This window comes from Nocardia sp. NRRL S-836, assembly GCF_001279525.1.
Classification (GTDB): Bacteria; Actinomycetota; Actinomycetes; order Mycobacteriales; family Pseudonocardiaceae; genus Lentzea.
Map to the genome: position 1 here is coordinate 1 of NZ_LGDY01000089.1, position 24,674 is coordinate 24,674.

Sequence of the window (24,674 nt, forward strand, 5' to 3'; positions counted from 1 at the left end):
GGCGCCGAGGCGGTCGAACACTGCTGCCAGGCGGTCGTGGGCCAGGGCCTGGTGGTAAGGCGAGACGGCGTCGCAGGCCACGGCCAGGGCGGTGCGGGCCGAGGAGAGGGCGGCCTCGGTGTCGTCGGTTTCCAGCAGTGCGGTCGAGAGGTCGACGTGGCAGGCGGCCTCGCCGCATTGTTCGCCGACCTCGTGGTACATGCGCAGGGCCACGCGGAGCCACGGTTTGGCGTCGTCGTAGCGCTGGGTGGCGAGGTAGAGGAGGCCGAGGTGGTGGTGGGCGTTGGCTTCCGCCCACCGGGAGCCCGCGGTGCGGGAGACCTCCATGGCCTCGCGGTAGTGGGCTTCGGCTTCCGCCGAGCGGCCGAGGTCCATCAGGGTGCCGGCGACGGTGGTGAGGGCGCGGGCCTGCTGGTGGACGTCGGCTTTGTGGCGGGCCACCTCCAGGGCGCCGCGGTGGGCGGTCAGGGCCTCCTCCTTGCGTTCCACCTGGAGGAGGGCCACGCCGAGGTTGAACTGCATCACGAAGCGGGCGTCGTCGTCGCCCAGGGCGTTGGCGGCGGCGAGGGCGGCCTGGGTGATGCGGAGGGAGGTTTCGCGTTCGGTGCGGAGCCACAGGTAGCGGGACAGGGTGTAGGGCAGTTGCCACGCGTGGACGTGCCAGCCGGAGGCCGCGGCGTGGTCGGTGGCGGCGATCAGGTTGGCGCGTTCCGCGTCGAACCAGGCCATGGCGTCGGACGGGCCGGTCAGGGACGGGACGGCGGTGGGGCGGTGCTGCGGGGCCACCAGGACGCTGCCGCGGTTGATCGGGAGCAGGCCGTCGGCCAGGTCGGCGCAGTGCAGGTAGTAGTCCAGCATGCGGCCGGTGGCGGCGCGGCGTTCCGGTTCGGACAGCTCCCCCGCCAGCGTCTTCGTGTACACGCGGACCATGTCGTGGGCCACCAGGCGGCCCGGTTCGGAGACGGACAGCAGGTTCGCGGCGGCCAGTGCGTCCAGTGCTCGCTGGGCGTCCAGCAGCGGGATTTCGCCCATCGCCGCCACGACGTGCGGGGTCAGGTCGGCGCCGGGGTGCAGGCCGATGATCGGCAGCAGGCGGGCCGGGACCGGGGGCAGTGCGCGGCGGGAGGCGTCGAGGGCGGCGCGCACCGGGCCCTCGCCGTCCTCCAGGCCGAGAGCGGCCAGGCGGCCGTGTTCGTCCTGCAGCTCCTCGACGAGCTCGGCGACGCTCAGCTTCGGTGACACGGCCAGGCGGGCCGCGGCGATGCGCAGCGCCAGCGGCAGGCCGTCGCACAGCTCCGCCAGCGAACGCAGCGCGGCGGCCTCCACGTCGGCGCGACCGGCGATGCGGCCCAGCACGTCCACGGCGGCGTCGGGGGTGAGCATGTCCAGCTCGATCAGCTTCGCCTCGACCTGGGCGACGAGGCCGACCAGGCGGCGGCGTGACGTCACGACCACGCACGACGGCGCGCCCGGCAGCAGCGGCAGCAGGTCGCCGGAGCCGCGGACGTTGTCGAGCATCACGAGCATCCTGCGGTCGGCCAGCCGCGTGCGCAGCAGCGCGGACCGCTCGTCGACCGACACCGGGGTGTCACCGGCCGGGACGCCGAGCGCGCGCAGGAACCGGTTCAGCACCTCGCCGATCTCCAGCGGCTCCCGGTTCGGGTCGTAGCCGTGCACGTCGACGTACAGCTGGCCGTCCGGGAACTCGTCGCGCACCCGGTGCGCCCAGTGCAGCGCCAGCGCCGTCTTGCCCACCCCCGCCGGACCGGTCACCAGCAGCACGGGACCGTCGTGGGCGCTCAGCAGCGAGTCCATCAGCGCCAGCTCCGCGTCTCGCCCGATCAACGCGACGGGCGCACGCGGCAGCTGCGCGGGCACGGTCACGACCGGCTCGGGGGCGGCCTGCGCGGGCACCATGACCGGCGCGCGTTCCGGCTCGGGGCTCTCCCCCGCCAGCACGGCCTGGTGCACGCGGCGCAGCTCCGGTCCCGGCTCCACACCGAGCTCGTCGATCAGCACCCGGCGCGCCTCCCGGTAGGCGGCCAGCGCCTCCGCCTGCCGCCCGGCCTGGACCAGGGCACGCATCAGCAGCCCGTGGCCACGCTCGCGCAACGGGTGTTCGGCGACGAGGGAGGTCAGCTGCGAGACCAGCTCGGGGCCCTGCCCGATCGCGAGTCCGAGCTCGGCGCGTTCCTCGACCACGGCGAGGCGGCGTTCCACGAGACGACCGCGCTCGACGTCGGCGAAGAGCCCCGACACCCCGCCCAGCGGCTCGGCGCGGAACAACGCCAGCGCGTCGTCCAGCTCCACCGCCGCCCCGGCGAGGTCGCCCGCCACGCGCAGGCGGTTGGCGAGCGACACCTGGCGTTCGAACACGTCGAGGTCCAGCGCGCCCGGCTCGACCCGCAGCAGGTAGCCGTCGCCGACCGACGTGAGCAGCTCGGCGGGCGCCCGGCGCGCCCGCGTCGGTTCCAGTGCGCGGCGCAGCCCGGCGACGTAGGTCTGCACGAGGTTGACCGCACTCGAGGGCACGTTGTCGCCCCAGACGGCCTCGATGATCATGCCCCGGCTCACGGGGGTGTTGCGCGACAACAGCAGCACGGCGAGCACGGCGCGTTGCTTGGCCGCGCCGAGATCCACCTCGTGACCTGCGCGAACGACCCGGAGAAGGCCGAGAACCTCGAACCGCGGGGGCTCCTCGCCGAGTGTCACCGATCTGTCCTTCGCCTGGTGGCCACCTGGAGCTTGAAGATCACTTCAGTCGGGCTCCAGTCGTGCTGTAGAAGGCATTCTTACGCTTAGCGTGTCCAACCAACCACAGACCGCGAGATCAACGGAAACCGGAAGATCGCGCAGTCGAAGGAGTTGGACCGGACAGCGGAACACCCGCTGCTCCCCATGATCGACGTGGGTCGGCCGGCGTGCAAGGGGCATCCAGCCCGCGGCGGCGGAACGCCGGCCGGCCCACGTCCCCCTACGCGCGAAGGCCCGGCCGGTGCACCCGGCCGGGCCTTCTGCTCTGTGTCGGATCAACCGGCGAACGTGCCGGACCTCGCGGCGGTCAGGAAGTTCTCCCACCCCGCGGAACGGAACCGCAGCTGCGCCCCGTCCGCGTTCTTGCTGTCACGCACGGCCGCACCGGCCGGGACGAGCGCGATCTCCACGCAGTCGGGCCCGCTGGCGGACGACCGGCTGCTCTTGCGCCAACGCAAGGTTTCCACTGTCTGTTCACTCCCGGTCTGCAGTCACGCGAGAGTGCGAGCGACTTCCGTGATCAGGGATGCGGACTCCGCCGGCCTGAGGGCGGTTCTCACCAGACGCTCGAACACCTCGGCGTACCAACTGACGTCACTCGACTGCTCCAAGTAGACGCCGCTCCTAGTGGTTTCGATGTACACCACGTCGGGGTCGAGCTGCTCAGGAAAGCTCAGGACGACGAACGGCCCGTCCATCGCAGCGTAACCACCGGCGCTGAACGGCACGACCTGCATCGTGACGTTCGGCAACGCACCGACCTCGAGGAGACGCACCATCTGGGTGCGCATCACCCCGGTGCCGCCGACGAGCCTGCGCAGGGCGGCCTCGTCGATCACGACGTGCAGGCGCAACGGGTCGTCCTCGCTCAGCAGTGCCTGCCGAGCCTTGCGCAACCGGACCCGCCGGTCGATCTCCGCGGTGCTCGCGTCCGGCAGCACCTGGGAGATCAACGACCTCGTGTACGCCTCGCACTGCAGCAGGCCGGGGATCATCAGGCCCTGGTAGGTCCTGATGGAGTCGGCGTCGGCCTCGTACCCGACGTAGCGACCGGGCACGATGTCGCCGAACTCGTCCCACCACGCCTTGCGGCGCGCCTCCCTGGCCAGCTGGACCAGTTCTTCCAGTGTGGCGGCGTCCGCACCGTAGGCGGTGAGCATGTCCCGCACGTCGCGCGGGCTCACCCCCACCCTCCCGGTCTCGATGCGGCTGATCTTGGAGGCCGAGCACTCCAGGCGCTCGCCGACCTCCTCGATCGTCAGCTCGGCCGCTTCGCGCAACCGCCTCAGCTCGCTCACGAGCCGGCGCTTGCGCAGCGTCGGGCTGCTACCCCGTGCCATCCACACCTCCTGGTCGGGCTCTAGTTTGAGAGCAAAGAACACCCCCGCAAAGGGACGTCATCCATTCGTGTACTGCAACTTGCAGTCCGCATCGGGGGCAGGCCAGTCTGCATGGGTTGCTCACGCACGGACTGGAGCTCTGAGCCTGATGGCCGTCACGGTGTTCAGCCAACTGGACAGGTCGCTGCACTCCCATCTGGCCACGCTCAGCGAGCTCGCCCAGCGCGGTGACGACCAGACGGCCCTCGTGCTCGCCAGGGTAGAGCTGCCGAGGGTGGTCGCGGTCGTCAAGGCGTTGCTCGACGAGCACCAGCCCGATGAGCACGGCCGTTGTGCCACGTGCAAGCGCGGCTGGTTCTCCCGGCGGATGCCCGCACCGTGCCGGGCATACCTGTCGGCGCAGCTGATCCTGACCGTGGTGGGGCAGGAGACTGCGCACGGCAAGCACCTGCGCCCGGTGGGCTGAACCGCGGAACTCGATAGTTCTTCAGCTCCGTCCTGACCTGGGCCGGCTCCGCACCCCCCGACCGGAGCCGGCCCTGCTCTGTCATCACCTCGCGTGACGATCACCCGCGAAGATCAACACGACCGGTTGACACACCTGTCACAGCGCCGGTTCCGCAGCCATCATTGGTGGTGACGCGGCCTGATCTCGATCCGATGCCTGTGCCGACACGGAGGTGTTCCCGTGCCGACCCCGCATGACCGCGCCGACGCGCTCGCAGCCGTCCGGCCGCGCCGCATGCTGCCCTTAGAGCGCCGTTAGCGCTCCCCTCGCGCACTCCCCTTCCCCTCGCCCTGTGCCCTCGCACAGGGCTATGCGGCCATTCCACGAAAGGCAAGAACGTGAACCACCTCCCGCGGTCCAACGCCGGCGAGCACACCCCGCACGGTCCACCGGGCGGTCCGCGCCTGGTCCTGCGGCACGACCTGCCCGCGAGCTTCGTGCTGTTCCTGATCTCCATCCCGCTCTCGCTCGGCATCGCCCACGCCACCGGCGCGCCGCTGATGGCCGGGCTCATCTCGGCCGTGGTCGGCGGCGTGGTGGTCGGTGCGATCAGCGGGGCGCCGTTGCAGATCAGCGGACCGGGCACCGGGCTCGTGGTGATCGTCGCCGGGCTGGTGGCGCAGTTCGGCTGGGCCGCCACCGCGGCGATCACGCTGGGCGCCGGCGTGCTGCAGCTGGCGCTGGGGCTCACCGGCATCAGCCGGCTGGTGATGTCGCTGTCCCCCGCCGTGGTGCACGGCATGCTGGCGGGCATCGGCATCTCGATCGCGGCCGGCCAGGTCGTGGTGGTGCTCGGCGGCACGGCGGCGTCGACGGTGCCCGCGAACCTCGCGCAGCTGCCCGGTCAGCTGATCGGCCTGCACCTCGGGTCGGTGCTCGCCGGTGCGACCGCGGTCGCGGTCCTGCTGCTGTGGCCCAGGGTGCCGCGCGCCTCGCTGGTGCCGGCGCCGCTGGTGGCCGTCGCCGCCGCGACCGGGCTCGCGTTCCTGCTGCGCCTCGACGTCGCGCGGGTCGACCTGCCGGACAGCCACGAGCTGGTGTTCCCCGCGGTGCCGCAGGGCAGCACCGGCGCGGTCGTCACGGCCGTCGTCACGGTCGCGCTGGTGGCGAGCATGGAGTCGCTGCTGTCGGCGGTGGCCGTGGACCGGCTGCACGACGGGCCGCGGGCCCGGCTGGACAAGGAGCTGATCGCGCAGGGCACCGGCAACGTGCTCGCGGGGGCGCTGGGCGGGTTCCCGATCAGCGGTGGCCTGGCGCGCAGCTCCACGAACGTCGCGTCCGGTGCGAGGACCCGGTACGCCGCGATCTTGCAGGGCGTGTGGATCGCGGTGGCGGTGCTCGCGTTCGCTCCCGCACTGGAGCTGATCCCGCTGGCGGCGCTCGCGGGCGTGCTGCTGATCGTCGGTCTCCGGCTCGTGTCGGTCGAGCGGATGCGCAACCTGCTGCGGCACGAGGAGTTCCTCGTCTACTCGGCGACGGTGCTCGGCGTCGTCCTGTTCGGACTGCTCGAAGGCGTGGTCGCGGGGCTCGCGATCGCGTTGCTGCGCGCGCTGTACCGGCTGACGCACTGCTCGGTGCGGGTCGAGGGCGACCGGGTGTGCGTGCACGGGTCGCTGGTGTTCCTCGGGGTCGGGCGGCTGGTGCGCGAGCTGCGCCGGCTGCCGCTGGGCCGCACGGTGGTGCTGGAGCTGCACGTCGACTACCTGGACCACGCGTCCTACGAGGCGATCAACGACTGGCGCGAGGGCTACGAGCGGCTCGGCGGCCGGGTGCGGGTCGACGAGGTGCACGACACCTGGTACGACCGGGCGAACCAGGGCAAACCGGGGCGGCGCAAGACGTTGCCCGGCCCGCTGCCGCGCTGGTTCGCGCCGTGGTCGCACTGGCAGGGCTCCGCTGTGCCGGTGCTCCCGGCCCAGCGGGCGGCGCCGGAGAGCGATCCCATGCTGCTGGGCATGCACGAGTTCGAACGCCGGTCGGCGCCGCTGGTCCGCCCGTTCCTGCACGAGCTGGCGCTGCGCGGGCAACGGCCGCGGCAGCTGTTCATCACCTGTTCCGACTCGCGCGTGGTGCCGAACCTGATCACCACGTCCGGGCCGGGTGACCTGTTCTGCGTGCGCAACATCGGCAACCTGGTGCCGATGCACGACGCGGAGGACCGGTCGGTCGGTGCCGCGGTCGAGTACGCGGTCGAGATCCTCAACGTCAGCACCATCGTCGTGTGCGGGCACTCCGACTGCGGCGCGATGAAGGCGTTGGTGCGCGGTGGCGCGGCACCCGGCTCGCACCTGCACTCCTGGCTGCGCAACGCCGAACCGTCGCTGATCCGCTTCCACGCGCCGACCGCGCCGGGGTGCGCGGAGCTGCCGGTGGGCGACCGGCTCGCCGTCGCGAACGTCGCGCAGCAGCTGGACAACCTGCTCGGCCACCCGAGCGTGCGGGAGGCGGTCGCGGCGGGCGCGCTCACGTTGAAGGGCATGTACTTCGACATCTCCAACGCCCGCGTGTACCTGGTCGACCCGGACCGCAACGGCCTCGAACCCGTGCCGTCACCGGCCTAGGAAACACTGGAGCCGCCCCGGTTTCGCGGGGCGGCTCCGATGTTTCGCACGTCGATCAGCAGGTGCCGATCCACGAGCACTCGACGTCGAAGCGCTCCTTGGCCGGAACCTTGGTGCGCTCCTGCGCCGGTGCCTTCCGCTGCTGCGGCACCGGCTCGGCCTTCTGCTGGGTGAACTGGGGCGCACCGTCGTTCGCCAGCCGCACGGCGACCCTGTCCTCGACCGTCTTGGGGCTGACCCACAGCACCACGTTGTTCTGCACGAGCGAGAACACCAGCTGGCGGCCGGTCTGCGTGGTGACGTAGCCGGACAGCGCCGAGACACCGGACAGCGAGCCGGTCTTGGCCTGCACGTTGCCCTCCGCCTTGGTGCCCTTCATGCGGTTGACCAGCGTGCCGTCGCGGCCCGCGACCGGCAGCGACGCCTGCCACGTGCTGAACCACGGCTTCGTCTTCGCCTTGACCAGGACCGAGCTCAGGTCGTCCGGTGACATCTGGTCGAGCCGCGACATGCCGGAGCCGTCGAAGACCTCGATCCAGTTCGGGTCGACGCCGAGGCCGGCCCACTTGCGGCTGAGCTGGTTGACGCCGTTGGGGAACGAGCCGCCCGCGGACTTGACCAGCACCTCCGCCAGCATGTTGTTGCTGTTCTTCAGCAACGGCGTGACGAGCTGGGCCAGCGTGATCGACTCCTCGGAGGCGAGCACCGCGGCACCCTGCGGGGCCTGGGCGCGCCTCACCCCGCCCAGCACCTGGATCCCGTTGCGCTGCAACGCCTTGCCGAACACCGACGAGACCAGGCCGGTCGGGTCCTTGACGGTGGAGAGCGCCGTCGTCTCGACCCAGGTCGAACCGCTGACCTTGATCACGTTGGTGCCGTGCTCGCGTTCGACGGTGATGCCCTCGTCGCCGTTGGTCGTCGCGGTGTTCTGGATCTGCACCACGTCGTTCTCGGGCTCGACGCTCACCTGCACCGGGTCACCGGTCGCGGCACCCGGCCGCACGCGCACGACCACCGTGCCGGCGCTGTACTTCGCGTCCGGCGACAGCGTGAGCGCCGACGTCTCCGCGCTGTAGGAGTACGGCTCGTCGTCCCACGCCCAGCCGCTGCCGTACGGCTGGGTGTCGAACGCCGTGTCGTCCAGCACGAGCGCGCCGGTGACCTGCGTGACACCGCTGTTCTTCAACGTGTCCGCGAGCGCCTGGTAGCGCGGGGCGGACATGGTCGGGTCGCCGGTGCCGCGCAAGACCAGGTCGCCGTTCAGCGTCGCGCCCGAGCGGGTGCCCGCCGACCGCAGCTCGGTCTTCCACCGGAAGTCCGGCCCGAGCAGGTCGAGCGCCGCGGCCGTCGTGAGCACCTTCAGGTTCGACGCGACCTGCGAACGCCGGCCGCCCGACCTCGTGTAGAGGACCTCGCCGGAGTTCGCGTCCCGCACGGTGATGCCGACGTCGGCGCCCTTGAGCCCCGGGTCGGCGAGGATCGCGTCGAGGTCGGCGGTAAGTGCCTCGTTGCCGGCCGCGCCGGCGCCGCCGCTCGATGTCAGGGTCAACCCCGCCACCGCAACGACGACCGCCCCCAGTGCACGAAATTTCACGCTTCCACCTCAGACCTGTCGCCGGACCACAACGTGTGGAAGCTACCGGTCCGGTCGGTGCGGCGATAAGTGTGAGCGCCGAAGAAGTCGCGCTGTCCCTGGACGAGCGCGGCCGGCAGGCGTTCGGAGCGAAGGCCGTCGTAGTAGGCCAAAGCGGACACGAAGCCAGGAGTCGGGACGCCGGATTCGACCGCACGGACGACAACGCGCCGCCAAGCGGCCTCAGCGTTCTGCACGGCGTCGCGGAAGTAGTTGTCCACCAACAGGGACGCGAGGTCGGGGTTCGCGTCGTAGGCCTCGCGGATGCGGTTGAGGAACCGGGCGCGGATGATGCAGCCGCCACGCCAGATCGTCGCCATCGCACCGAGGTCGATGTTCCAGTCGAAGTTCTTCGACGCCTCGCGCATCATGTCGAAGCCCTGCGCGTACGCCACGACCTTCGACGCGTACAGCGCCTGGCGCACGTCGTCGACCAGCTCGGGGTCCGGCTTCGCGACGACCTCGCTGGCACCGAACGCCTCGCGGACGGCCTTGCGCTGGTCGGTGTGGCCCGACAACGAGCGCGCGAACACGGCCTCGGCGATGCCGGTGACCGGCACGCCCAGCTCCAGCGCCTCCTGCACGGTCCAGCGGCCGGTGCCCTTCTGCTCCGCCGCGTCCTCGATGACCTGCACGAGCGGCGTGCCGTCCGCGTCGACGTGCTTGAGCACCTCCGCGGTGATCTCGACCAGGTACGACTCCAGGTCACCCGAGTTCCACTGCGTGAAAACCTCGGAGATCTCGGCGGGCGTCTGGCCGCCGACGCGGGAGAGCAGGTCGAACGCCTCGGCGATCAGCTGCATGTCGGCGTACTCGATGCCGTTGTGCACCATCTTCACGAAGTGCCCTGCGCCGTCCGGGCCGACGTGCACGCAGCACGGCTGGCCGTCCACCTTGGCGGCGATCTCCTCGAAGACCGGGCCGACGTGCCGGTAGGACTCGGCGGGGCCGCCCGGCATGATGCTGGGGCCGTTGAGCGCGCCCTCCTCGCCGCCGGAGATGCCGGCGCCGACGAACAGCAGGCCCTTCTCCTTGAGCGCGGCCTCCCGGCGGCGCGTGTCGGCGTAATGGGCGTTGCCGCCGTCGATGACCATGTCGCCGGGCTCCAGCAGCCCGCTCAGCTCGTCGATGACGGCGTCGGTCGGCCCACCGGCCTTCACCATGATGATGATCTGGCGCGGCGTCTGGAGGCTCTGCACGAGCTCCTCCAGCGTCTCGGCGCCGACGAAGTCGCCTTCGTGGCCGTGCTCTTCGAGCAGCGACTTCATCTTCGCGGGCGTCCGGTTGTGCACGGCGACTGTGAAACCGTGCCGCGCGAGGTTGCGCGCGAGGTTGCTGCCCATGGTGGCAAGACCGGTGACCGCGATACGTGCTTTGCCTTCAGTCATAGGCGACAGCCTGCCGTGTTCTGCGCCTTTGCGCGAGACGTCACAGCGTCTTCTCAGCCTCTGTTTCGCCAGGTGAACCGCGTCACGCCGGGATACGTAGGGCTAGGCGTAAGTTGGGTTTCATGACGTTTGTGAGCGAGGGCACCTCGGCCACCGACCGCGCCGAGCGCTACGGATCCCAGCTGGTCAAGCACTTCACGCACAAGGACCTGGAAGGGTCCTGGGAGGACGGACGCGGTTTCGTGCGGTTCTCCGCCGGTCTGGCGTCCTTCACCGCCGCACCGGACGCCCTGCGGCTGCGGGTCGAGGCCGACTCCGAGGAGGGCGTGGAACGGCTGCGCGACGTCGTGGAACGGCACCTGGTGCGGTTCGGCACCCGCGACGAGCTGACCGTGACCTGGTCGGACTCAGGCAGCGAGAACTGACGCCGCCATCGCGATGAGAGCGGTACCACAGACCCGCTCGAACGGAGCGCGGACCTTCGGCTTGCTCAGCACCGTGCCCAGCTGACGAGCCAGCGGGACCACCACCACCCAGAAGCCCGCGAACACCCCGACCGTCACGGCGCTGAGCAGCGCGGCCTGCGGCAGCGGCGGGGCGGCCGGGTCCATCGCCTGCGGGATGAGGCTCAGGAACGTGAGCATCACCTTGGGGTTCAACAGGTCGCAGAGCACGCCGCGCAGGAAGACGTTGCCGTTGCCGCGCGGCTGCTCGGCCGCCTGCCCACCGGCCGACCGGAACGTCATGAACCCGAGGTAGGCCAGGTAGAGCGCGCCGACCGCCTTGACGACGAACAACGCCGCCGGCGCCGCCACCACGAGCGCGGACAGGCCGAGGGTCGCGAGGGTGGCGTGCACGAGCAGGCCGGTGACGACCCCCAGCGCGGCCATGACGCCCAAGCGGAGGCTGCGCACCGCGTTGCCCATGATCAGGACGAAGTCCGGACCGGGCACGACCGTGATCACCACGAGGGCCAGCAGGAAAGACGTCCACGCGATGTGCATGGGCGGGATCGTCCGCCACTCGTTCGAGCACATTCCACCTGGTCAGTACGATGTTCGCTTATGCGCGAACAAGCCGAACTGGATTCGGTCGACTGGCACATCCTGGAGGAGTTGCAGAACGACGCGACCCTGCCGAACCGGACCCTGGCGGAGATCGTCGGGCTGGCGCCGTCGTCCTGCCTGCAACGGGTCCGGCGGCTGCGCGAACTGGGCGTGATCACCGGGTGCCACGCCGTGGTCGACCCGGCCACGACGGGCCTGCCGCTGGAGGCCGTGGTGTCGGTGAACGTGCGACCGCACACCCGTCCGGTCGTGGCGGCGTTCCGCGCGTTCGTGATGGCGCAGCCGGAAACCCGGTCGATCTTCCACGTCTCCGGGCAGGCGGACTTCCTGATCCACATCGCGGTGGCCGGCTCGACGCACCTGCAGGCGTTCCTGATGGACAAGATCGCGTCACGGACGGAGGTGCGGAACCTGACGTCGTCGGTGGTGCTGGAACGGGTGGAGACACGGGCGCTGACACCGCCGGCGAACCTGCGGCCGACGCACCGGCGGCGGCGCACGGACTAACGAAGCGCGGTCAGCCGGTCGAGGTCGATCACCAGTGGAGCGGGCTTGCTCAGCTTCACCTCGCCGGTGCCGTCCTCAGCCAGTTTGTACACGCCGTCAACCAGTTCGAAGGTCGTCAGACTCACCGGCTCGTCGAGCTCGACCAGCCAGTAGTGCGCGATTCCCGCTTTGGCGTACTGAGTGGGTTTCGTGACTCGGTCCACGCGCTCCGAACCCGGCGACACGATCTCCACCGCGAGCAGCACATCCGCTGCGGCGAACCGCTTCGGCGCGCGGCGCGCCGCCTCGACCGACACGACGACGACATCGGGTTTGCGCACAGTCGGCCGGCTCGAAGCGTCGAGCACCACGTCGACGTCGGCGTAGGCCGTGAGACCGTCGGGCAGTTGTTCGTCGAACCAGTGGGCCAGGCGGTTCTGCGCCTTCCGGTGTGGGGGAAGAGCAGCAGATACCAGGTGCAGGACTCCATCTACGAGCTCGAGGTTCTTGTCCTCGGGCATCGCGTCCCACTCGTCCAGGCTCACCAGGTGATCACGCCCCGCGTTCGCAGTCATGCGTGCCGGGAACCACTCCATGGGATGACGCACCGGCTAACGGCGGCGAGTCAGCCGGTCGAGGTCGACCGAGAACCCCGTCGGCCAGGTGAGCTCGACCCGGCCCACGCCTTCCTCGACCAGCTTGTAGAGGTCACCGACCAGCTCGAAGGCCGCCAGGCTGACCGGCTCGCCGAGGTCGACGACCCAGTAGCGGGCGATGCCGGCTTTGGCGTACAGCATCGGCTTCGTCACGCGGTCCGCGCGCTTCGATCCCGGCGGCACGACCTCGACCGCGAGCAGAACGTCCGCGGCGTCAAGGCGATGACACCCATCGCCGTAGCTCCCGGCCGAGGTGACCACGACATCCGGCCTGCACACGGTCGCCCGCGCGCCCGGCTGGAGCACGACCTCCACATCGCACTCGGCGACCAGGCCGTCCGGTAGCTGCTCGTCCAGCCGGTTGGCGAGATTGCGAGCAACCCGCTGGTGCAAAGGGACGGAAGAGGCGATCACTTGCACAACCCCATCAACGACGACGACACAGGTCCTCTGGCATCGCGTCCCACTCGCCATGGAGTCTCCCGCCACCAGCTACTTCCAGTGTCGGCGTTGGACGTCCTCCACGCGATCACTCACCAGCGTGGTTCGAACTGATGTGCCGGCTCACTCCCCATCGGGTGACGACTTGAGCACCCGGATCAGGCCCTCCTGCACGACGGTCGCCACCAGCTGGCCGTCCTGCGTGAAGAACTGCCCGGTCGCCAGCCCGCGGTTGCCGGACGACGACGGCGAGGCGGTGTCGTACAGCAGCCACTCGTCGGCGCGGAACGGCCGGTGGAACCACATCGCGTGGTCCAGCGAGGCGCCCAGCACCTTGTCCAGGCCCCAGTACACGCCGTGCTTGGCCAGCACCCCGTCCAGCAGCGTCATGTCCGAGGCGTAGGTCATCACGCAGATGTGCAGCATCGGGTCGTCCGGCAGCTTGCCGTCGGCCTTCATCCACACGCGGGACGCGGGTTCGCCGGGACCGTCCTCACGCGACTCCCACGGCGGCTCGGTGACGTAGCGCACGTCGATCGGCCGCGGGAACTTCGAGGAGTGCAGGAGGTAGCCCTCCGCCTGCTCGGCCCACGTGGGCAACGTCTCCGGGTCCGGCACGGCGGGCATCGCCGCCGAGTGCTCGATGCCCTGCTCCTCCAGCTGGAACGAGGCGGAGAGGGCGAAGATGGCCTTGCCGTGCTGCACGGCCACGACGCGGCGGGTGGTGAACGAGCGGCCGTCGCGGATGCGGTCCACCTCGTACACGATCGGCACCCGCGGGTCGCCGGGCCGGATGAAGTACGAGTGCAGCGAGTGCACCCGGCGTTCCACCGGCACGGTCCGACCCGCGGCCACCAGCGCCTGCCCGGCCACCTGCCCGCCGAAGACGCGCACCGGCGACTCGGCGGGTGACACACCGCGGAAGATGTTCTCCTCGATGCGTTCCAGGTCGAGCAACGCGACCAGGTCGTCCACTGCGGATTGTCCGCTCAGGCCCGATGGGCGCTCAGCAGCGGCACGGGCGGCCTCAGTCACGGTCAAGCACTCCTACGCGTGGTCGTCCTCCCCCAGCCGGTGCACCCGGATGAGGTTCGTCGACCCAATGGTGCCAGGCGGCGATCCGGCGACCACCACCATGAGGTCACCGGCCTGGTAGCGGCCGATCTCCAGCATGGCGACGTCGACCTGGCGGACCATCTCGTCGGTGGACTCCACCTTCGGCACCAGGAACGTCTCGGTGCCCCACGTCAGCGACAGCTGCGAGCGCACCGCGGGCTCCGGCGTGAACGCCAGCAGCGGCAGGTGCGTGTGCAGGCGGGCCAGGCGGCGGACCGTGTCACCGGACTGCGTGAACGCGACCAGGGCCTTGGCGTTGAGGCGCTCGCCGATGTCGCGGGCCGCGTAGGAGATCACACCGCGCTTGGTGCGCGGGACGTGGGTCAGCGGCGGCACGACGACCGACTCGGTCTCGACGGCCTCGATGATGCGGCCCATGGTCTTCACGGACTCGATGGCGTAGCGGCCGACCGAGGTCTCGCCGGACAGCATCAGCGCGTCCGCGCCGTCGAGCACCGCGTTCGCGACGTCGGACGTCTCGGCGCGGGTCGGGCGGGAGTTGGTGATCATCGAGTCGAGCATCTGGGTCGCGACGATGACCGGCTTGGCGTTCTCGCGGGCGATCTGGATCGCGCGCTTCTGCACCAGCGGCACGTGCTCGAGCGGCAGCTCGACGCCCAGGTCACCGCGGGCGACCATGACGCCGTCGAAGGCCAGGACGATCGCTTCGAGGTTGTCCACGGCCTCCGGCTTCTCGATCTTCGCGATCACCGGGAGGCGCTTGCCGCCGGAGCGGTCCATGACCTGGTGGACGAGGTCGATGTCGGCCGGGGAGCGGACGAACGACAGTGCGATGAAGTCCACACCCAGCGAGAGCGCGAACTCCAGGTCCTCGATGTCCTTCTCGGACAGCGCCGGCACGGAGACGTCCATGCCGGGCAGCGACAGGCCCTTGTTGTTGCTGACCGGACCGCCCTCGGTGACCTCGCACACGACGTCGGAACCTTCGACGTCGACGACCACGAGGCCGACCTTGCCGTCGTCCACGAGCAGGCGGTCGCCGACCTTGGCGTCCTTCGCGAGCTCCTTGTACGTCGTCGACACGCGGTCGTGCGTGCCCTGGACGTCCTCGACGGTGATGCGGACGATGTCGCCGTTGTTCCAGTCGACAGGACCGGCCGCGAACCGGCCGAGCCGGATCTTGGGGCCCTGGAGGTCGGCGAGGATGCCCACGGCGCGACCGGACTCGTCCGCTGCGGCGCGGACCATGTCGTAGACCTGCTTGTGGTCGGCATGGCTGCCGTGGCTGAAGTTCATCCTGGCCACGTCCATACCGGCCGCTACCAGGTCACGGACCTTTTCGGGCGTGCCAGTGGCGGGACCGAGGGTACAGACGATCTTTGCGCGTCGACTCACGTGTAGAGAGAGTAGTCCCCGTTCCTGGACCGATCCCGAACTACTCCTCGGTAATGTTCTGACAATGGGTCGAGTGTTCCCGTTCGTGTTCGCGGCGTTGCTCAGTGTCGTCGTGTTGTTCACCCCCGAGTCAGGTGTGCCCTCCTCGCCGCCGGGAACGGACAAGGTCGTGCACACGCTGCTCTTCGCCCTGCTCGCCTTCACCGGCCTGTACGCGAAGATTTCTCACGTTCTGCTGGCGCTGGTGGCGTACGCAGGTGTTTCGGAGGTGCTGCAGGAGCTGATCACGCCGCTGCACCGCAGCGGGGACGTCCTCGACGCGCTCGTGGACGTGGCCGGGATCGGCCTGGGCTGGGCTATCGCCGCGGCAGTTCGCTCACGCCGACGTGGTCCTGGCACCACTCGTTCAGCTCCCTGAGCTGCCGCCACGCCTTGCGCACCCGGTCGAGGCACCCCGGCTCGTGCAGCACGTCGTCGGGCTCCCACACCTTGCGCACGTAGAGCGACCGGTGCTTGAGCAGGTCGAGGTGCGGGTGGTCCTCGGCGAACCCGCGCGGCCTCGACCTCATCACGTCGCCCGCGACGGTCCAGCCCTGCTTGACGAGCTTGTCGACGATCTTGCGCAGCAGCACGCCGTGCGCGTCGACCGAGGCGCGGTAGCGGGCGAGCTGGTCGGAGGCCATGTGGAACGAGCCGCCGCCGACCATCAGCCCCTCCGGGCTGAGCTGCACGTAGTACGCGCCGCCGCCGCGGCCCCGCTCGATCACGCCGCCGCAGTGGTCCTTGTACGGCGTCTTGTCCTTGGCGAACCGCACGTCGCGGTACGGGCGGAACACCTTGCCCTCGCCGAACTCCTTCTCCAGCGCGAGCAGCAGCGCCTCCATCGGTGCGCGCACGTCGCGCAGGTAGGTCTCCTTGTTGTCGTCCCAGTACGCCTTCGAGTTGTCCAGGACCAGACCGTCGTAGAAGTCGATGGCGTACTCGCCGAAACCGTCGAACGTCACCGAGTCAGCCTAGGCCGACCGCCCAAATGCGTGAAAAATCGTTTGGGTGGAGACAGTCAGGGCCATACTCGGACGAATGCCACGCCGTACCAACGCGCTCGCGACCTGGCTCCAGCGACTCGACCAGGGCGAGGTGGCGGTGATCCTGACCCACCGCGGGGACGTGGGCGACCGGCTGCTGAGATCGCTGAAGGACCTCGCCTACCAGCTCACCGACCCCGACTCGGTGCACCACGCGGAGGACGAGCTCGACCAGGGCGCGGTGGACGTGCTCGGCGCGATCATCCGGCTGGGCGCCAGGGCGGGCGTGGACGCGGTGTGCGCCGACCTGGGCTGTTCGTCGCAGGAGTTCGGCCGGGCGTTCGGCGAGCTCACGAAGCGGGCGCTGGCCTGGCCGGAGGGTGCCACGCTCAGGGAGGTCAACTCGGTGCGGGCCGCGCACGCCCGGCCCCGGCTCACGCCGCGGCCGCCGGCGGCACGGCGGCGACCCGCCTCGCCCGCCTCACCGGCCGGACCTGCCATGTCCACTGTGGATGGTGTGGCGCGGCTGCTGGCCCACTGCGAGCGGGAGAACTTCGACGCCCGCTACACCGGCGGGGTCGCGACGCCGGAGATCCGGCGGGTGGCGCGGCTGCTGCGGGTCACCGACGCCGTGCTGCGGCTGCGGCTGGAGCTGGCGGTCGAGGCGCAGCTGCTCGGGCTGGAACGCGGCCACCTGCGGCCGACCAGGCACGCGGACGCGTGGCTCGACGCGCATCCCGGCGTGCGGCTCACGGCGCTGGTCGCGGCGTGGCAGCGGATGGACTGGCGGCCCGATCCCGAGCAGGCACGGGCAGCGTTGCGCGACTACGCCGGGCAGGCCGGCGCCGAGCTGCGCCGGTCCACGCTGGCCGCGTTCAGCGCGGACCACGCCGTCGTCGACGTCGGTGAGCTGGTCGACGAGCTGGTGTGGGCCCGCCCGGCCGTGCACGAGGCGCGGGTCACGGCGGCGGTGGTCGCGGAGCTGGAGGCGCTCGCGCTGGTCGCGGACGGCGCGCTGACGCCGCTGGGACATGCGGTGCTGCACGGCGGTGACGTCGAGGCGGCCGCGGTGCGGCTGATGCCGGCCGCGACCGAGCGGGCGGTGTTCCAGGCGGACCTGACGGCGGTGGTGGACGGGCTGCCGTCGACGGCACTGAGCTCGACGCTGAACCTGGTGGCCGACCTGGAGAACGACGACACGGCGCGGGTGTGGCGGCTGTCGGCGGGCTCGATCCGGCGGGCCCTCGACGCCGGGCTGTCGGCCGACGAGGTGCTGCTGCGGCTGGGTGTGGTGGCGGAGGGGCCGTTACCGCAGGCGGTCGAGTACCAGGTGCAGGACGTGGCGCGGCGGCACGGGCAGCTGACGGTGACCGAGGTGGCGTGCTGCGTGCGGGCGGAGGACCCGGCGCTGCTGCAGGAGATCGCCAGGACCCGCGCGTTGCACCCGCTGGGGCTGCGGTTCCTCGCGCCGACCGTGCTGGCCTCCGTGGCGCCGATGACCGAGACGCTGGCGGCGTTGCGCAGGGCCGGGTACGCGCCGAAGGGCGTCGACGGCGGCGACCGGTCCATTGTGGAGCGCACGCGGCCGGAACGGGCGGCCCCGCGCGGCGAGCGCGGGCAGGACCGGCGCAGGCCCGTGCTGGACGACGTGGAGCTGGCGCAGCTCGCGGTGCGGCTGGTGGAGCAGGAGCGGCAGGTGGTCGGCCGGGGCACGCCGCGGACGAACGCGGCGCGGATGTTGCGCGACCAGAACGTCTTCCTGCGCGACGAGGAGGTGCAGCGGCTCGCCTCCGCGCTGGTCGACGGGCGGCCGGTGCGGATCGGGTACGCGAGCGGGCCGCGGCAGACGGAGACGGTCCTGATCACCCCGGTCAAGCACCTCGACGGGGTGCTGACCGCGGACTGCGAGGGCGGTGCCAGCAGGGAGTTCCACATCGAGCACGTGCGGGCGGTGCGCGCGCCGGGCGGATGAACACCTGGTGAAGTCGCGGTGGCCCCGGTGATCACGTGCGGATACTGGAACCGTGCCTGACCCGATCTCCGCCGGACTGCTGATGGTGCTCGAGACCGTGCTGGAGCGCTTCCTGCTCGGTCTCTTCGACGTGGCGCACAAGGGCGCCAGGAACAAGAAGCGCCAGCGGGAGCTGACCAGGCCGGGGCCGCTGGTCGAGCGGATCAGCACCGAGCTGGCGCGCGGTGAGCTCAGCGGGGTGGCCGAGCACGAGTGGGAGGCCGCCGTCGCCGCGGTGCGCGAGTCCGTCGAGGCCGCGCTGCCGTTGCGCGAGGACGAGGCGCTGCAGGTCATGCTGACGCCGGAGGCGCTGCGCGCGCACGTGCTGGCCAGGTCCGAGGGGATCCGGCGGGCGGCGGGGCTCTCGGACGCCGCCGCGGCGGTGTACGACGCGCTGGTCGCGCGGGTGTGCGTGGCGATCGTCGAGCTGGTGTGGTCGCAACCGGAGTACGCGCGGCGGCTGGCCGTGGCGATGTTCCAGGTCAGCCGCCAGACCGCCGACGCCGTGGCACGGCTGCCGGAACAGCAGCACAAGGCACTGGTCGCCGCGCATCGGGACTTCGAGGACCGCTACGCCGAGCAGGTCGCGCACGCGCTGGGCGGCCTGGAGCTGTTCGGCCTCACCCGCGGCCGGGCACCGCGGCGGCACTCGTTCGACAGCTCGTACGTGTCGCTGGCGGTGGCACGGGTCGGGGACACCGACGAGCTGACCGGGGCCGGGCTGCCGGTGGCGGCGGCGCTGACGGACACGCCGCGGGTGCTGATCCGCGGTGGCGCGGGCGCGGGCAAGACGACGTTCCTGCGCTGGCTCGCGATGAACGCGCTGGGCGAGACGCGCACGTCGGGCAACGAGTGGCTCGGGCTGGTGCCGTTCTTCGTGCCGTTGCGGCAGTTCGCGGCGTTGCCGAAGCCGGAGGAGTTCATCTCCTCGACCGCCTCGATGATCGAGGAGGAGAAGCCGTCCGGGTGGGTCACGGCACGGCTGCGCGAAGGCCGCGCGCTGGTGCTGGTCGACGGCGTGGACGAGCTGGTGTGGGAGCGGCGGGCCGAGGCGCGGCAGTGGCTCGCGCAGCTCGTGGCGGCCTACCCGAAGGCCCGGTACGCGGTCACGACGCGGCCGGCGGCGGTGCCGGAGGACTGGCTGGAGGACTGCGACTTCGCGGCGTTCGACCTGTTGCCGTTGAGCGACAAGGGGGTGCGCGACTTCGTCGAGGCCTGGCACACGGCCGCGCGCGACGAGCCGGGGCTGCCGCGGGACGTGCGGGTGTGGCTCGCCGAGTGCGAGACGCGGCTGGTCACGACGCTCGCGAAGCGGACGGACCTGCGGCGGCTGGCGTCGAGCCCGTTGCTGGCGGGGCTGCTGTGCGCGTTGCACCAGGACCGGAACATGCACCTGCCGCGCGACCGGCGGTCGTTGTACGAGGCCGCGCTGGACCTGCTGCTGGTGCGGTGGGACGAGGACCGCGGACTGGCGCTGCCGTCGTTCTCCAAGGAGGAGCAGCTCGTCCTGCTGCAGCGGTTCGCGTACTCGCTGGTGCGCAACCGGGAGCTGACGGTGCCGCGCGAGGAGGCCGTGCACCGGCTCGGGAACGCCATGCGCGGCCTGCGTTCGCACGACATCGACCCGGACGACGCGATGCAGCGGCTGCTGGAACGGGCCGGGCTGCTGCGCGAGGTCGGCACGGACCGGGTGCAGTTCGTGCACCGGACGTTCCGCGACTACCTGGCGGCCAAGGAGGTCGTGGACGCGGGCGACCTGAACCTGCTGGTGGACAGGGCACACCTGGACGAGTGGCACGACGTGGTGGTCATGGCCGTCGCGCACGCCCGGCCGCGGGAACGGGCGCGGGTGCTGATGGACCTGCTGGCGGGCAACGACGACACGCGCAAGGACGACCGCGGCCGGGACCGGCTGCGGCTGCTGGCGCTGGCGTGCCTGGAGCAGGCGGACGTGATCGAGCCGGAGTCGGCGCGCACGCAGGTGACGGCGGCGGCCGCCGCGCTGATCCCGCCGACGAGCTTCGCGCACGCCGACGCGCTGTCCGAGGCCGGGTCGTTCGTGGTGGACCTGCTGCCGGGACCGGAGGCGGCCGGTGACTCGGCGGCGGCCGCGTACGTCGTGCGGACGCTCGCGAACATCGGCGGCGAGGGCGCGTGGGAGCGGATCGCGGAGTTCGTGGACGTGGACCACACGATGGTCATCGACGAGCTGCTGCGGGCGTGGCGGAACACGCCCGACGCCGAGAACTACGCGAAGACCGTTCTGTCCAAAGTGGACTTCCGTGACCGGCGGGTGGACGTCCGCGGCTGGCACCGCATCCAGTTCATCGCGCACCTGGCGAAACTGCGGTACGTGCGGTGCATCGGCAACATCAACCCGCTCGACCCGCTGGGCGCCATGCCGTCGCTGCACCGGCTGGAGCTGTGGCAGAACGAGGTCATGCGCGACCTGGCGCCGCTGGCGCTGTCGCGGTCGTTGCGGGAGCTGCACCTGAGCCGCTGCCGCCCGCTCGGGCGGATCGACCTGTCACCGGTGCGCGGCCTGGACGAGCTGCACCTGCACTTCAGCCGGGTCGACCTGGCGTCGCTGGAGGGCGGGTCGGTGCGGCGGCTGCGGATCCGCGACCAGGGCATCGACGACGGCCTGGCGGCGCTGCCCGCGTTGCCGCGGCTGCGCGAGCTCGCGGTCGACCACCGCCCGCCCTACCCGCTGGCGGGGCTGGAGCGGTGGCCGACCATCACGACGCTGGAGGTGTTCGGGGTGCCCGCGGCGGACGAGCTGCGCGTGCTGCCCGCCCTGGAGCACCTGGTCGTGCACCAGCCGGAGTCACCGGCGCTGCTGGCGGAGCTGCGCGGGCGGCTGCCCGGCGTGCGGGTCACGACCTGAGCGTCACCACCGGATGTCGGCGAGGTTGTCCAGCGGCTTGCGTTCGGAGACGTCCTGCAGCTGCACCGAGGACGTGTCCGCGGTGTGCAGCTCGGCCGGGAACGTGAAGCTGACCCGCTGCTCCAGCTCGGTCAGCGACACCTGGAACACCCGGAACTCGTCGAGGTCGAGCGCCTCGGCCAGCACGAGGTTCTGGGTGAGCAGGAACGCGCTGCAGCGCAGCACGCCGTCCACCACGAACGCGATCGCCTTGTAGAACTCGCGCGGGATCGCCACGCCGCGGAACAGGCGGTCGTCGGCGTTGAAGACCGGTCCGCCGTAGACGCTGACCTTGAGGTCGTCCACGTCGACGTCGGCGAGCACCGCGTCCTCCAGCCGCCCCCAGAGCCCCTGCTTGGTGCTCTGGTTGAAGTCGTCCATCTGCGGCGTGATGTTCGTGAAGAAGAACGAGTCCCGGTTGGCCTTCTTCGCCTCCGCCGCCGGGCCCCAGCACAGGTCGGCGCGCCGGGCGAGGTGGCCGCGGTCGAGCCGGTTGTCGCGGTAGAGCTCGTCGCCGGTCTGGAACTCGGCCGGGATCCTCGGATCCTTGACGAACGGGATGTTGCTGCGGCTCAACGCCTTCATCGAGCCGCCGTCGATGTTCCACGCCACCCACGTCGCGAACCTGCGCGACTTGCTCAGTGCGAGCGAGAAGTGCGTGTAGTCGATGGTGGTCGAGCCGTTCAGCTCGACCGCGTCCCGCGCGCCGGCCTCGGTGAGCACCGGGATCCCCGCCCCGGTGCCGAGGAACCCGGTGTCGAAGCCGGTTTGCACCGCTGTGCTGGTCATGTGTCGCCCCCTGTTGGTTCATCTCCAGGGTCGGCACGGCACCGGGGACCGTTAGCCGGATGCACCCGAACGGCCCAGTGTTCACCGGTTCTTCCCGCCCGGTTCACACCGCGGAACGGCGCCGCGGCCACGACGGGCCGCGGCGCCGTTCGCCTACCTGCCGACCAGTTCCACGGTACGGCCGGCGCGGCGCGACTGGTCGACCCACTGGTCGATGGCCTGACCGCAGGCCTGGTCGAGGTGCCGGACGCCGCTGAGGTCCATCCGCACGTGCTCGCGGTCGACGCCGTCGAGCACGTCGAGCAGCCGCGGCAGCCGCAGGAACGTGGCGTTGCCCTTGAGCGCGACCCCGTCAGCGGTGACGACGACCGACAGCCGCGACACGTCCCACGCGGTCTTCACGACCGCGGCGAGCAGACCGGCCAGCGTGCCGGTCAGCAGGTCCGTGGCCACGATGAGCCCGGCCGTGAGCATCAGGACCGCGCCTTCCGCCCGGTCGGTGCGCCACAGGGCGACGACCTGGCCGATGCCGAGCAGCTTCCACCCGGCGTGCACGAGCACCGCGGCCAGCACCGCCACCGGGATCAGCGCGATGAGCCCCGGCAACGCCACCACGAACAGCAGCAGCCACACACCGTGCAGCACCCGCGAGAGCTTGGTCCTGGCACCCGCCTGGACGTTCGCCGAGCTGCGCACGATCACCGCGGTCATCGGCAGCGCGCCGAGCAGCCCGCACAACCCGTTGCCGATGCCCTGGGCGACCAGCTCGCGGTTGTACCGCGTCCGCGGCCCGTTGTGCATCCGGTCCACCGCCGCCGCGCTGAACAGGCTCTCCGCCGACGCCACCAGCGCGAACACCACCGCCGTGCCGATGACCCCGGTGTCCAGCAACGACAGGTCCGGCAGGTGCACGTCCGCCGACAGCTCGCCGACCTCGATCCGCGCCACCGGCAGGGCGAACCCCACGGCCAGCGCGGTCGTGACCACCACCCCCACCAGCACACCGGGCACCACGCGCAGCGGGGTCCGCTGCCACACCAGCATGATCACGATGGTGAGCACCCCCAGCGCCACCGCCACCGGCGACACCGCGAGGTCCACCAGCCCGGCGATCTTCGCCCCGGTCGTGGCCGGCGCCTGCGCACCGACCAGCGGGTAGAGCTGCCCGAGCACCAGCACCAGCCCGATGCCGGCGAGCATGCCCTGCACCACCGACGGCGAGATCGCGCGGAACCACCGCCCGCACCGCGCCAAGCCCAGCAGCACCTGCACCAGCCCGGCGCCCAGCACGATCACCCCGAGCGCCTGGATGCCGTGCCGGCCGACCGCATCCGCCACCAGCACGGTCAACCCGGCCGCCGGCCCGCTCACCTGCAGCGAGCTACCCGGCAACAACCCGACGACGAGCCCGCCGACCACACCCGTCACGATCCCGAGCTCGGCCGGCACCCCCGACGCCACCGCCACACCCACGCACAACGGCAGCGCCACCAGGAACACCACGACCGAAGCGCCGAGATCGGCCCAATACCTCTTCATGGTCGCGAACCCCTACAGCGGCAGGAACGCGTGCTCGTCGCACGCGGAGACCGCACCGGTCTCGATGTCGTAGAACCACCCGTGCACGCGCAGCTCGCCCCGTTCGACACGCTCGGCGACGAACGGGTACGCGAGGAGCCTCTCCAGCTGCGCGCGCACGTGCTCCTGCCCTTCCGCGCGCAGCGCCGGGTCGCTCTCCGCCGGCCGGGGCCGCTGCTCGCCCAGCCACCCGCGCATGGCGGGCAGGTGGTCGATCGCCGCGCCGTTGAGCGCCATCACCGCACCGCAGTGCGAATGCCCGCACACCACGATCTCGCTGACCCCGAGCTGCACGACGGCGAACTCGATCGTCGCCATCTCACTGGTCGGCCGGTGCAGCTCGTAGGCGGGAATGACGTTGCCCGCGGTCCGGAGCTCGAACAACGCGCCCGGCTCCGCGCCGGTGATGGCCGCCGTGACGATGCGCGAGTCGGCGCACGTGATGAACATGGTCGTGGGCTTTTGCCCTTGGGCCAGCTGCTTGCCAATGCCCAGCGACCGCGACTTGGCGTGTGCGCGGGCATGCTGAACAAAGCGGTGGAAGTCCACGGGAATCCCTCACTGCTTGATGTGAAAAGTGTTCAGTTCGATCCGGCTCGCGCCGGATCAGTTCCGGAACACCTGCAGTGCGGGCGGTGTGCGCCAAACCGCTATCGGCTCGGCCGCGGACATGGGCTCGGTTTCGGCGACCTCACTGCGCGCCGCGGTCGCCACGGGCCGGGGCCTGGTGATCGTCGCCGTGCGTTCCACCGCGGCCGCCACCGTGCGCAACCGGCTCGGCTCGCGCTCCTCGCGGGGCGCTTCCTCCTTGGGAGTGGACGTCTTCGACTTGGGCGGCGGCGCACCGATCGACGCGGTCGACACCGCAGGGGCCAGCACGGCGCACAGGGCGACCACGACCGCGAGCAGAACGCTGCGCATGGCTCACCCCCGACCGAGTTGATCTGCTTTGTCCAGTTTTACCGGACGGAGTGACGAATAGGTTAACGGGGGATCGGTTTCACCGGCCCAAGCGCGAGATTCACCCGAAAGGATCTTC

22 protein-coding genes are annotated in these 24,674 nt (G+C 71.1%); 7 read left to right on the top strand and 15 right to left on the bottom strand.

Annotation, left to right across the window (positions count from 1 at the left end; all coding sequences use genetic code 11):
- From ADL03_RS09480 to ADL03_RS09490, 3 genes are all read right to left on the bottom strand, one after another.
- Positions 1-2,712 (bottom strand): AfsR/SARP family transcriptional regulator (locus ADL03_RS09480; RefSeq protein ID WP_053733001.1); only part of this gene is annotated, 2,712 nt, incomplete at its 3' end.
- Between the two features lie 317 nt (positions 2,713-3,029).
- The gene (locus ADL03_RS09485; protein ID WP_369808957.1) at positions 3,030-3,212 is read right to left on the bottom strand and encodes a DUF397 domain-containing protein; all 183 of its coding nucleotides are present in this window, start codon (positions 3,210-3,212) and stop codon (positions 3,030-3,032) included.
- Between the two features lie 33 nt (positions 3,213-3,245).
- Positions 3,246-4,094, bottom strand: coding sequence for a helix-turn-helix transcriptional regulator (locus ADL03_RS09490; RefSeq protein WP_053733003.1), 849 nt, complete (start codon positions 4,092-4,094; stop codon positions 3,246-3,248).
- A 148-nt stretch (positions 4,095-4,242) separates the two neighbouring features.
- Between ADL03_RS09490 and ADL03_RS09495 the strand changes: the two genes are divergently transcribed.
- Positions 4,243-4,560 carry a hypothetical protein gene (locus ADL03_RS09495; RefSeq protein ID WP_053733004.1) on the top strand — a complete coding sequence of 106 codons (318 nt, stop codon included), beginning with the start codon at positions 4,243-4,245 and terminating at the stop codon, positions 4,558-4,560.
- A gap of 380 nt (positions 4,561-4,940) precedes the next feature.
- Positions 4,941-7,163, top strand: coding sequence for a SulP family inorganic anion transporter (locus tag ADL03_RS09500; protein WP_053733005.1), 2,223 nt, complete (start codon positions 4,941-4,943; stop codon positions 7,161-7,163).
- 55 nt (positions 7,164-7,218) lie between these two features.
- On the opposite strand, the gene dacB is transcribed toward ADL03_RS09500, so the two are convergent.
- Both dacB and gndA read right to left on the bottom strand, forming a co-directional pair.
- Positions 7,219-8,757, bottom strand: a complete 1,539-nt coding sequence (gene dacB / locus ADL03_RS09505) for a D-alanyl-D-alanine carboxypeptidase/D-alanyl-D-alanine-endopeptidase (RefSeq protein WP_063798524.1) — start codon at positions 8,755-8,757, stop codon at positions 7,219-7,221.
- Positions 8,754-10,184, bottom strand: coding sequence for an NADP-dependent phosphogluconate dehydrogenase (gndA, locus tag ADL03_RS09510; protein ID WP_053733007.1), 1,431 nt, complete (start codon positions 10,182-10,184; stop codon positions 8,754-8,756). Before gndA ends, dacB begins: the two co-directional genes overlap by 4 nt.
- 122 nt (positions 10,185-10,306) lie before the next feature.
- Here gndA and ADL03_RS09515 point away from each other — a divergent pair, with 122 nt between their 5' ends.
- Positions 10,307-10,609, top strand: a complete 303-nt coding sequence (locus tag ADL03_RS09515; protein ID WP_053733008.1) for a DUF2218 domain-containing protein — start codon at positions 10,307-10,309, stop codon at positions 10,607-10,609.
- Here ADL03_RS09515 and ADL03_RS09520 read toward each other — a convergent pair.
- The gene (locus tag ADL03_RS09520) at positions 10,592-11,188 is read right to left on the bottom strand and encodes a LysE family translocator (protein WP_053733009.1); all 597 of its coding nucleotides are present in this window, start codon (positions 11,186-11,188) and stop codon (positions 10,592-10,594) included. The two genes, ADL03_RS09515 and ADL03_RS09520, sit on opposite strands and share 18 nt — an antisense overlap.
- Positions 11,189-11,248: 60 nt before the next feature.
- Between ADL03_RS09520 and ADL03_RS09525 the strand changes: the two genes are divergently transcribed.
- On the top strand, positions 11,249-11,758 hold the full coding sequence (locus tag ADL03_RS09525; RefSeq protein WP_053733010.1) for an Lrp/AsnC family transcriptional regulator: 510 nt from the start codon (positions 11,249-11,251) through the stop codon (positions 11,756-11,758).
- On the opposite strand, the gene ADL03_RS09530 is transcribed toward ADL03_RS09525, so the two are convergent.
- The 4 genes from ADL03_RS09530 to pyk all read right to left on the bottom strand — a co-directional run bounded on the left by ADL03_RS09530 (position 11,755) and on the right by pyk (position 15,306).
- On the bottom strand, positions 11,755-12,312 hold the full coding sequence (locus tag ADL03_RS09530) for a Uma2 family endonuclease (RefSeq protein ID WP_053733103.1): 558 nt from the start codon (positions 12,310-12,312) through the stop codon (positions 11,755-11,757). The genes ADL03_RS09525 and ADL03_RS09530 overlap by 4 nt on opposite strands.
- Positions 12,313-12,348: 36 nt before the next feature.
- The gene (locus ADL03_RS09535; RefSeq protein ID WP_157528413.1) at positions 12,349-12,867 is read right to left on the bottom strand and encodes a Uma2 family endonuclease; all 519 of its coding nucleotides are present in this window, start codon (positions 12,865-12,867) and stop codon (positions 12,349-12,351) included.
- Positions 12,868-12,957: 90 nt separating this feature from the next.
- Positions 12,958-13,809 carry an acyl-CoA thioesterase II gene (tesB, locus tag ADL03_RS09540; protein ID WP_231641704.1) on the bottom strand — a complete coding sequence of 284 codons (852 nt, stop codon included), beginning with the start codon at positions 13,807-13,809 and terminating at the stop codon, positions 12,958-12,960.
- 72 nt (positions 13,810-13,881) lie between these two features.
- Complete coding sequence (gene pyk / locus ADL03_RS09545) at positions 13,882-15,306, bottom strand: pyruvate kinase (RefSeq protein ID WP_053733012.1); 1,425 nt, start codon at positions 15,304-15,306, stop codon at positions 13,882-13,884.
- 64 nt (positions 15,307-15,370) lie between these two features.
- Here pyk and ADL03_RS09550 point away from each other — a divergent pair, with 64 nt between their 5' ends.
- Positions 15,371-15,724, top strand: coding sequence for a hypothetical protein (locus ADL03_RS09550; protein WP_082373015.1), 354 nt, complete (start codon positions 15,371-15,373; stop codon positions 15,722-15,724).
- Here the strand turns inward: ADL03_RS09550 and ADL03_RS09555 are convergent.
- Positions 15,663-16,310, bottom strand: coding sequence for a DUF2461 domain-containing protein (locus ADL03_RS09555; RefSeq protein ID WP_053733014.1), 648 nt, complete (start codon positions 16,308-16,310; stop codon positions 15,663-15,665). The genes ADL03_RS09550 and ADL03_RS09555 overlap by 62 nt on opposite strands.
- A 76-nt stretch (positions 16,311-16,386) precedes the next feature.
- On the opposite strand from ADL03_RS09555, the gene ADL03_RS09560 reads away from it, so the two are divergent.
- Both ADL03_RS09560 and ADL03_RS09565 read left to right on the top strand, forming a co-directional pair.
- Positions 16,387-18,303: a helicase-associated domain-containing protein gene (locus ADL03_RS09560; protein WP_053733015.1), complete on the top strand. Its 1,917-nt coding sequence runs from the start codon at positions 16,387-16,389 to the stop codon at positions 18,301-18,303.
- Positions 18,304-18,355: 52 nt separating this feature from the next.
- Positions 18,356-21,229, top strand: coding sequence for an NACHT domain-containing NTPase (locus ADL03_RS09565; RefSeq protein ID WP_053733016.1), 2,874 nt, complete (start codon positions 18,356-18,358; stop codon positions 21,227-21,229).
- A 3-nt stretch (positions 21,230-21,232) separates the two neighbouring features.
- On the opposite strand, the gene ADL03_RS09570 is transcribed toward ADL03_RS09565, so the two are convergent.
- From ADL03_RS09570 to ADL03_RS09585, 4 genes are all read right to left on the bottom strand, one after another.
- Positions 21,233-22,057, bottom strand: coding sequence for a DNA/RNA non-specific endonuclease (locus ADL03_RS09570; protein WP_053733017.1), 825 nt, complete (start codon positions 22,055-22,057; stop codon positions 21,233-21,235).
- A 153-nt stretch (positions 22,058-22,210) separates the two neighbouring features.
- A complete protein-coding gene (locus ADL03_RS09575; protein WP_053733018.1) occupies positions 22,211-23,596 on the bottom strand; it encodes a SulP family inorganic anion transporter in 1,386 nt (461 codons plus the stop codon).
- A gap of 12 nt (positions 23,597-23,608) precedes the next feature.
- A complete protein-coding gene (locus tag ADL03_RS09580; RefSeq protein WP_082373016.1) occupies positions 23,609-24,085 on the bottom strand; it encodes a carbonic anhydrase in 477 nt (158 codons plus the stop codon).
- 156 nt (positions 24,086-24,241) lie between these two features.
- Positions 24,242-24,556, bottom strand: coding sequence for a hypothetical protein (locus tag ADL03_RS09585; RefSeq protein WP_053733019.1), 315 nt, complete (start codon positions 24,554-24,556; stop codon positions 24,242-24,244).
- Between the last annotated feature and the right edge of the window lie 118 nt (positions 24,557-24,674).